The 8,764-nt window shown below is 35.9% G+C and carries 8 protein-coding genes; all 8 read left to right on the forward strand.

The features are described 5' to 3' along the window. Positions 1-3 precede the first annotated feature (3 nt). The 8 genes from ABD000_RS03720 (at position 4) to ABD000_RS03755 (ending at position 8,442) form a co-directional block, all read left to right on the forward strand. Entirely contained in the window at positions 4-1,242 is a 1,239-nt protein-coding gene (locus ABD000_RS03720) for an aminotransferase class V-fold PLP-dependent enzyme (protein WP_343763971.1), read from the forward strand. After that, positions 1,239-1,643 carry an META domain-containing protein gene (locus ABD000_RS03725; protein WP_343763973.1) on the forward strand — a complete coding sequence of 135 codons (405 nt, stop codon included), beginning with the start codon at positions 1,239-1,241 and terminating at the stop codon, positions 1,641-1,643. The genes ABD000_RS03720 and ABD000_RS03725 overlap by 4 nt, the downstream gene beginning before the upstream one ends. Further along, a complete protein-coding gene (locus tag ABD000_RS03730) occupies positions 1,636-2,061 on the forward strand; it encodes a SufE family protein (protein WP_343763975.1) in 426 nt (141 codons plus the stop codon). The genes ABD000_RS03725 and ABD000_RS03730 overlap by 8 nt, the downstream gene beginning before the upstream one ends. A gap of 1 nt (position 2,062) precedes the next feature. After that, positions 2,063-2,386 (forward strand): DUF59 domain-containing protein, encoded by a 324-nt coding sequence (locus ABD000_RS03735; protein ID WP_343763977.1) that lies wholly within the window; start codon positions 2,063-2,065, stop codon positions 2,384-2,386. Position 2,387: 1 nt separating this feature from the next. After that, a complete protein-coding gene (locus ABD000_RS03740; protein WP_343763980.1) occupies positions 2,388-2,903 on the forward strand; it encodes a DUF2480 family protein in 516 nt (171 codons plus the stop codon). Positions 2,904-2,986: 83 nt separating this feature from the next. After that, positions 2,987-3,943 carry a DUF3078 domain-containing protein gene (locus tag ABD000_RS03745; protein ID WP_343763982.1) on the forward strand — a complete coding sequence of 319 codons (957 nt, stop codon included), beginning with the start codon at positions 2,987-2,989 and terminating at the stop codon, positions 3,941-3,943. A 248-nt stretch (positions 3,944-4,191) separates the two neighbouring features. Beyond that, the gene (gene dinB, locus ABD000_RS03750; protein WP_343763984.1) at positions 4,192-5,412 is read left to right on the forward strand and encodes a DNA polymerase IV; all 1,221 of its coding nucleotides are present in this window, start codon (positions 4,192-4,194) and stop codon (positions 5,410-5,412) included. 6 nt (positions 5,413-5,418) lie between these two features. Further along, entirely contained in the window at positions 5,419-8,442 is a 3,024-nt protein-coding gene (locus ABD000_RS03755) for a DNA polymerase III subunit alpha (RefSeq protein ID WP_343763987.1), read from the forward strand. Positions 8,443-8,764: the final 322 nt, after the last annotated feature.

An 8,764-nucleotide genomic window follows, 5' to 3' on the forward strand; every position in this document is an offset into this window, starting at 1 on the left:
CCTATGAACACAAAAACCGCAGAAATATCATTTGATGTAGAAAAAATCAGGAAAGACTTCCCTATTCTACAGCGTGAGATCAATGGAAATCCCTTGGTCTATTTTGATAATGCGGCCACTTCTCAAACTCCGCAGCAGGTCATTGATGTGATTGTGAATTATTATTCCAATTATAATGCAAACATTCATCGTGGAGTTCATTACTTATCGCAAGTAGCCACAGATAAGTATGAACAAGCACGTGAAACCATAAGAGCCCATTTTAATGCAGCTCACGTACACGAAATTATATTGACCTCTGGCACTACGCACAGTATCAATTTAGTAGCTAGTGGATTTAGCACAATGTTAGAAAAAGGTGATGAGATCATTGTGTCTGCTTTAGAGCATCACTCTAATATCGTCCCCTGGCAAATGCTCTGTGAAAAAACAGGTGCTGAGCTCAAGGTGATCCCTATGACATCCTTAGGAGAACTCTCTTTTGAGGAGTATGCCAAATTGCTTTCAGATCGTACAAAACTTGTTGTGGTGAATCATGTTTCTAACGCCTTAGGAACCATTAACCCGATTGAAAAGATTATCAAAAAAGCTCATGAAGTTGGTGCTGCTGTATTGATTGACGGTGCGCAAGCAGCACCTCATATAAAAGCAGATGTACAGGCATTAGACGTTGACTTTTATACCATGTCTGCACACAAAGTATGTGGTCCCACGGGAGTAGGCATGCTGTATGGAAAAGAAGAGTGGTTAACAAAGCTTCCACCCTATCAAGGTGGTGGGGAGATGATCGACCAGGTGAGTTTTGAAAAGACAACGTACGCAGGATTGCCTCATAAATTTGAAGCTGGAACACCAAATATTTGTGGTGGAATAGCTTTTGGAGCTGCTCTGGACTATATGAATGGAATTGGCTTTGATCAAATCGCTGCCTATGAAGAGAAATTGCTTCACTATGCGACTGATAAATTATTGGAAATTGACGGAGTCAAAATTATAGGCACTTCAAAACAAAAAACTGCCGTGATCTCTTTTAATATACATGGTGTCCACCCCTATGATATGGGAACAATTATGGATAAATTGGGCATTGCGGTGCGAACAGGTCACCACTGTGCACAGCCCATTATGGATTACTACCATGTCCCAGGAACAATCAGGGCCTCCTTTTCATTCTATAACACAAAAGAAGAGATTGACCTTTTTATTAAAGCAGTGAATAAGGCAAAAATGATGCTTTCATGATACGACCAGTATTAATAGCCATAGGTTTATTATTTTTCTTTTCCTGCGGAAACAGACCCGGGAAGCAAGTGTATCTCGCTCCTGAAGAAAAAATGACCGTAATAGAAGTTTTAGATCGCACAGTGCAAAGAGATCACCCAAAATTTCAGTTTAACGTCAAAGAAAATAAGGCGTTTGGATTTGCGGGCTGTAATACATTTTCGGCTCCTTATACACTTTCAGGAAATACGATCAAATTTAACTATCCTATAGCTACCGAAATGTGGTGCGAAGGTAAAATGGATAACGAAAAAGATTTTTTTAGTGCGTTAGCTTCCGCCAGAAGTTTTAGCGTAAAAGATCGTATTTTTATGTTGTATGATGATGAAAATAATATTCTTTTAAAAGCAACCTATGAGTGAGATTAAAGAGAAGCAGGAGGAAATCGTAGAGGAGTTTGCCATGTTTGATGATTGGATGCAACGCTATGAATATATGATTGACTTAGGAAAGTCGCTACCTTTGATCGATCCCAAGTACAAAACTGAAGATAACATCATCAAGGGTTGCCAAAGCAAGGTATGGGTACATGCCGAAATGGATGACAAAAAAGTGAAATTTACCGCTGATAGTGATGCGATTATTACGAAAGGGATTATCGCTATTCTGATAAGAGCCTTCTCTAACCAATATCCTAAGGATATTATTGAAGCTGACACCTCGTTTATTGATGAAATCGGTTTGAAAGAACATCTATCACCAACCCGGGCAAATGGATTGGTAAGCATGATTAAGCAACTTAAAATGTATGCGATTGCCTATCAAACTCAATTAAATTAATATGAGCACAGAAATAAATACCGAAGAATTAGGAGAAAAAATCGTTCGCGTTCTTAAAACCATTTACGATCCCGAGATTCCTGTAGATATCTACGAATTAGGTCTAATCTATGATGTTTTTGTGAATGAAGATTATGACACTAAGATTTTAATGACGTTGACTACGCCTAACTGCCCGGTGGCAGAAACACTTCCGCTTGAGGTAGAAGAAAAGGTCAAATCGCTGGATATGGTGAAAGACTGTGAAGTTGAAATTACCTTTGATCCGCCTTGGACCAAGGATTTGATGAGCGAAGAAGCCAAATTAGAATTAGGAATGCTCTAAGATGGCAGAAGGAGAGATCATCAATAGAGTCGCCCAGAGCAAACTCGTGACTGTAGATTTGGAAGATTTTTATCCTGTAGGAAAACGTATTCCGATCGATATCTCTGATTGGTTATATGAAGGTCTTATCTTAAAAGAAAAAGAGTTTAGAGCAAAGGCCAACACTCGTGATTGGCAACAATACAAGGATGCATATGTTGCCTTACATTGTTCTACAGATGCAATCATTCCGACATGGGCTTATATTCTACTCTCTAGTCATTTACATGGCATTGCAAAAAAGACAATCGTAGGGGATCTGGTTCAATTAGAAACTATCTTATATACTGAACTAATTGATTCTCTTGATTTCTCTGAACTCCTTGATCAACCTGTCATCATTAAAGGTTGCGCCTATAAACCCGTGCCTCAAAATGCGTATCTCTTACTTTTACAGAAGTTACAGCCTTTTGCCAAAAGCATCATGTTTGGTGAAGCATGTTCTGCTGTTCCGCTGTATAAGAAAAAACGCAGTTAGCCCATAAAGTAATTTCAGGTTAGATTGTTCGTTAGTTTAAAATAGGATTTCTATTTTTATATACTAACTAATACTAATTACTCATGAAAAAAATAATGACGATCGTATGTCTGCTTACCATGGTAGGCATATCTTCAGCGCAAACCGCAGAAGAATTAAGAGCTCAAATGAAGCCTAAAAAAGATAGTATTTCTGAATTACAAAATGAAGTAGACGCATTACAAGCTCAAATCGATAATCTTCCGGGATGGCGTATTGGAGCTTTTGGAGTTATAGGGGGTAATATTTCTCAATTTAATAATTGGTATTCTCAAGGTACTCCTAATGTATCTTCTGGCAACATCGCTATCACTTTAAATGCTTTTGCGAATCTAAAACAAGAAAAGTTCTTTTGGAATAACACTGCTAATACCAACCTTCAATGGTTAAAGTTTGATGATGAAGACGATGATACAGACGATGATAGTTACAGAGAAGCTACAGATGTCTTTAATATTTCAACATTATATGGTAGAACCATTACTAAGAAATTGTTTGCTTCTGCATTGGCAGAATATAGAACAACACTTTTAGATAATACAAATAATCCTGGTTATTTGGATGTAGGGATCGGGGCCACATGGAAACCTATTACAAATTTAATCATCGTTGCTCATCCTCTAAACTATAACTTTGTTTTTGCTGATAATGACGAAATATTTCAATCATCATTAGGTGCCAAAATAGTTGCAGATTATACTCGTAAAATTGGAAAGCTCAATCTAAAAAGTAATTTTTCTACTTTTCAAAGCTATGAGGATTCTGATTTATCTAATTGGACGTGGATAAACACATTAAACTACACTTTTTGGAAAGGAATTGGGCTTGGGTTTGAATTGGGTCTAAGAGACAATTCACAAGAAACACTGGCTTTTGAAAGAGCTCAGGCACTTGCGGCTGTATCTGATCCTCCTCCTGCTGATTTTGAACAACCTACATTTGACTCCATAGATAATGAAATACAAAGCTATTGGTTGATTGGACTGAGTTACTCATTCTAAGACAATTTTTTATGCTATATGAACCTCACTTATTTTAAGTGGGGTTTTTTTATGTCTCCTACATTAAAATAGAGATACTTTTTATATGTAATGTATTGAGTTTTCTATAAAAATCTAAAACTCACGTATAAATACTTGAATAGTACATAGCAGTTGATAATTGAAGCCCTATTTAAATTTAACTAAAAAATATCCCTCTATTGGATTTTAAATGGAATAAATCCATAATTTTGTTTTTATTCCATAATATGTTAAGAACTATTCTCCATCTAGACTTAGATACTTTTTTTGTATCCTGTGAACGATTGCTTGATAGCAGGCTAAATAATAAACCTGTCATTGTTGGCGGGACAGGGGACCGCGGCGTTGTGAGTGCAGCAAGTTATGAAACACGTGCGTATGGGGTACATTCTGGGATGCCTATGAAAATGGCGCGTGAGATTTGTCCTGATGCAATTTACATTAGGGGAAATGCAGGAACTTATACAAAATTCTCTAAACAAGTAACCGAAATCCTTCAAAGCCATGTCCCCGTACTAGAAAAGTCTAGTGTAGATGAATTCTATGCAGATCTTACCGGTATGGATCGCTTTTTTGGTTGTTACAAATTTGCATCAGAACTCAGGACTAAAATTATTAAGGATTCTGGATTGCCTATCTCTTTTGGATTATCGATCAATAAAACAGTTTCAAAAGTTGCGACAAATGAAGCAAAACCAAACAATCAAATAAAAATTGATGCCGGATTTGAAAAGGCTTTTCTAGCACCGCTTTCTGTTAAGAAGATTCCCATGGTAGGCGAAAAAACATTTAGAACATTATGTAACATGGGGATAAAAACAGTTAATACAGTACAACAAATGCCTCTTGAAATGATGCAGGTTGTGTTTGGAAAAAATGGACAAATTATCTGGCAGCGGGCACAGGGTATTGATCACAGTCCATTGACTCAATATCATGAACGTAAATCTATCTCAAGTGAGCGTACTTATGGCCAAGATACGATTGATCTTACCATGCTCAAAACTACCCTTATAGCGATGGCCGAAAATTTAGCATTTCAATTAAGACGCGGTGGGAAATTAACTTCATGTATTACCGTAAAAATCAGGTATTCTGATTTTCAAACCTATTCAAAACAGCTCAAAATCCCCTACACCTCTGCTGACCATCATCTAATCCCAAAAGTAATAGAGTTATTTGAGCGGCTTTATGAGCGTAGGATGCTCATTAGACTGGTAGGTGTTCGCTATAGCGCATTGACAGCAGGCACGTATCAAATTAATTTATTCGATGATGAGAAAAAAACGGTGAACTTATACCGGGCGATGGATGATATACGAATACGGTTTGGAGATCGAAGTATCACAAGAGCTGCTACCATTGGTAAAGGCGCTAAAACCATAGGTAATTTTACCAATCCATTCAACGGTGAACCGCCAATTGTACTTGCGCATAGACATCAATAAGCAGATATGTTTCTTAATAATCACTCGTATTATAGTTTACGTTATGGGACAATTGCAGAAGATGACCTAATACAACTTGCCCTGCAACAAGGACTAAAGCAGTTTATCTTAACTGATATTAATAACACATCAGGATGTTTGAATTTTGTTCGAATAGCTCAAAAAAATAATATTATTCCTGGTGTCGGTATTGACGTTAGAAATCAAAATCAGCAACTATACGTTTGCTTGGCAAAAAATAACGAAGGTTTCTTAGAACTAAATCAATTTCTATCAGATCATTTACACCACAAAAAAGAGTTTCCCGCTCAAGCACCCTATTTTAAATATTGTCATGTCATTTATCCTTTTGAACAAGTGTTGACCTATGAAAAGAACTATTTCTCTACAAATGAATACATCGGTATACGTATCGAAGATATTAATAAGCTTCGGTTTTCTAAGCTAAGTTTATATAAAGAAAAACTAGTTATACTACATACCGTTAGCTTTAGAAACAAGAAGGAATATAATATTCATCGCTTACTTAGGGCAATAGATAAAAATGTGTTATTGAGTAAGCTTCCAAAGGAAGAACAAGGATCTCCAACTCATAAAATGATTCCTATAAATGATTTATGCGGAAATTTTGCTGATTACCCTGGAATTATAAAAAATACTGAAAAGCTTCTACAGGATTGCACAATTCACTTTGATTTTGGTCCACGTCGAAAAAATCAAAACTTAAAAACTGTATTTGGTTCGCCTGAAGCTGATTATTCAACCCTTGTAAAGTTATGCCAGCAACAATTGCCTGTACGATACGATGAAATTACTATAGAAATTCAAGAACGCCTTAAAAAAGAACTTTTACTGATTAAACAACAGGATTATGTAAGTTTTTTCTTAATCAACTGGAAAATTATTTGCTATGCAAAAGAAAAAGATTTCTACCACGTAGGAAGAGGGAGTGGTGCAAACAGTATCGTGGCATATTTATTAGGAATCACAGATGTAGACCCCATTGAGCTTGATCTATATTTTGAACGATTTATGAACCTTTATCGTTCAAGTCCGCCAGATTTTGATATTGACTTTTCAACCTGGGATCGTGAAGATGTCACCAAATACATTTTTGAGACCTTTGGAACGAACTATCATGCTGCTTTGTTAGGAGCCTACGTAACGTTCAAACACAGTGGAGCTGTTAGAGAATTAGGGAAAGTATTTGGACTACCTAAACATGAGATTGATAAATTAAGTGATGGAAAATACAATTTGAATACACTGGATGAGCTATCTAAATTAGTATTGAAGTATGCCACGCACTTGAACGGAAAACCAAATTATATAAGCATTCATGCAGCGGGTATTCTAATTTCAGAAAAACCAATTCATTATTTTTCTGCTACAAACCTACCTCCTAAGGGATTCCCTACGGTGCAATTTGATATGCACATTGCTGAAGATATAGGACTCTATAAATTTGATATTTTAGGCCAACGCGGTTTGGGAAAAATTAAAGATGCTATCGCTATTATCAAAAAAAACCATCCCGATGTAACTCTGCCAGACATTCATTATGCAAAGCCTTTTTTTACCGATAAAAGGATTAACAAGATGATCTCCAAAGCTGAATGTATTGGATGCTTTTATGTAGAATCTCCGGCAATGCGCATGTTGTTAAAAAAACTTGGTGTAAATAACTATTTATCATTAGTAGCAGCAAGCTCTATCATACGCCCCGGAGTCGCAAAGAGCGGAATGATGCGCGAATATATTTTACGACATAAATATCCTGAACGAAGAAAAAAAGCTCATCCGGTTTTATGGAATATAATGCCAGATACCTATGGCGTAATGGTGTATCAAGAAGACGTTATAAAAGTAGCTCATCATTATGCTAATCTCGATCTTGGAGAAGCAGATGTTTTACGAAGAGGAATGAGCGGTAAATACAGATCGCGGGAAGAGTTTCAAACAGTAAAAAATAAATTCATTTCCAACTGTAGAAAAAACGGCGAACCTGATACAGTAATCTTTGAAGTATGGAGACAAATTGAAAGTTTTGCAGGATATGCTTTTGCTAAAGGACACTCTGCATCATATGCTGTTGAATCCTATCAAAGTCTTTTTCTAAAATGTTATTATCCATTAGAGTATATGGTAGCTACCATAAATAATGGAGGTGGATTTTATAGGGTTGACACCTACATTCATGAAGCAAAAAAACACGGCGCTACAATTCACCCACCGTGTATTGAAAAAAGTAATATTGAAACCACTATTACAGGAAAAGACATTTACCTGGGATTTCAACACATTCAAGGATTAGAAAAGCGAAATATGATCGCTATAGTAAATGCACGAATCTTTAAATCATTCATCTCTATGGATGATTTTATGGAACGCGTTTCACTTAGCATAGACCAACTTGATCTGCTAATACGTATTGATGCAATGAGAAGTTTTGGAAAAGACAAACGCACTTTGTTATGGGAAGCTTATCGATCTCATCATATCAGCTATACAAATAACAACCAACAAAAATTATTTAAGCTAGGTTCTAAAAAAGTTTCATTACCTGCTTTTAATATTACTCCCTTAGAAGAAGCTTTTGATCAATTAGAATTATTACACTTTACACTTCAATATCCTTTTATTCTACTGGAAAAATCAATCTCTTCAACACTTGCAGCAGATGATTTAGCTAATTATATCAATGAACAAATTATTATCTATGGATATTTAGTCACAGCTAAAAATACACGCACTTCAAAAGGAGATCGAATGTACTTTGGAACTTTTCTAGATTATAAAGGCTACTGGGTAGATACAGTTCATTTTCCGCCTGTAGCTAAAAGGTATCCCTTTAGTGGAAAAGGTATTTATAAAATTACAGGTAAGGTAGTTTCAGAATTTGATTTTATAACCATTGAAGTCACGATGCTTAAACGTATGCCCTACGTTTCAGATCCAAGATTTGATATTACATATAATAGAAAGGATTTCTCTAAAGAAACAGGCCCTGTGATGAAACAAATTTACTAAAGCATTATTCATTACTTGTACTTCACCGACACAATGAACTTTCATCGATGAAATACACTCGTCAACTCGTTTAACTGTTTATTTAGTAATTATAATGCTGATATCATGATAGTTATAAAATTATTTTAGCGCGATTTATGATCATCTTTAACCCCGCTTGATCATTCTATTTGTTAATTTATTGTTAAATATATATGCATTTTGTCGTTCACATGTGTTCTGTGTCGTATGTTTGTCTTGTCAATACGAAATAACAATACCAAAATCCTACTATTATGAAAAAGTTTGTTTACACCTCCGCTCTAGTTTTCGCCTTCGCTCT

This window comes from Gangjinia marincola (assembly GCF_039523415.1).
GTDB classification, from domain to species: Bacteria; Bacteroidota; Bacteroidia; order Flavobacteriales; family Flavobacteriaceae; genus Gangjinia; species Gangjinia marincola.

Bases quoted from the DNA above. Each gene is read 5' to 3' on its own strand.
- ABD000_RS03730 (WP_343763975.1), top strand. From the start codon at position 1,636: ATGAGTGAGATTAAAGAGAAGCAGGAGGAAATCGTAGAGGAGTTTGCC.
- ABD000_RS03735 (WP_343763977.1), top strand. From the start codon at position 2,063: ATGAGCACAGAAATAAATACCGAAGAATTAGGAGAAAAAATCGTTCGC.
- ABD000_RS03745 (WP_343763982.1), top strand. From the start codon at position 2,987: ATGAAAAAAATAATGACGATCGTATGTCTGCTTACCATGGTAGGCATA.
- ABD000_RS03725 (WP_343763973.1), top strand. From the start codon at position 1,239: ATGATACGACCAGTATTAATAGCCATAGGTTTATTATTTTTCTTTTCC.
- ABD000_RS03720 (WP_343763971.1), top strand. From the start codon at position 4: ATGAACACAAAAACCGCAGAAATATCATTTGATGTAGAAAAAATCAGG.
- ABD000_RS03740 (WP_343763980.1), top strand. From the start codon at position 2,388: ATGGCAGAAGGAGAGATCATCAATAGAGTCGCCCAGAGCAAACTCGTG.
- ABD000_RS03755 (WP_343763987.1), top strand. From the start codon at position 5,419: ATGTTTCTTAATAATCACTCGTATTATAGTTTACGTTATGGGACAATT.
- dinB (WP_343763984.1), top strand. From the start codon at position 4,192: ATGTTAAGAACTATTCTCCATCTAGACTTAGATACTTTTTTTGTATCC.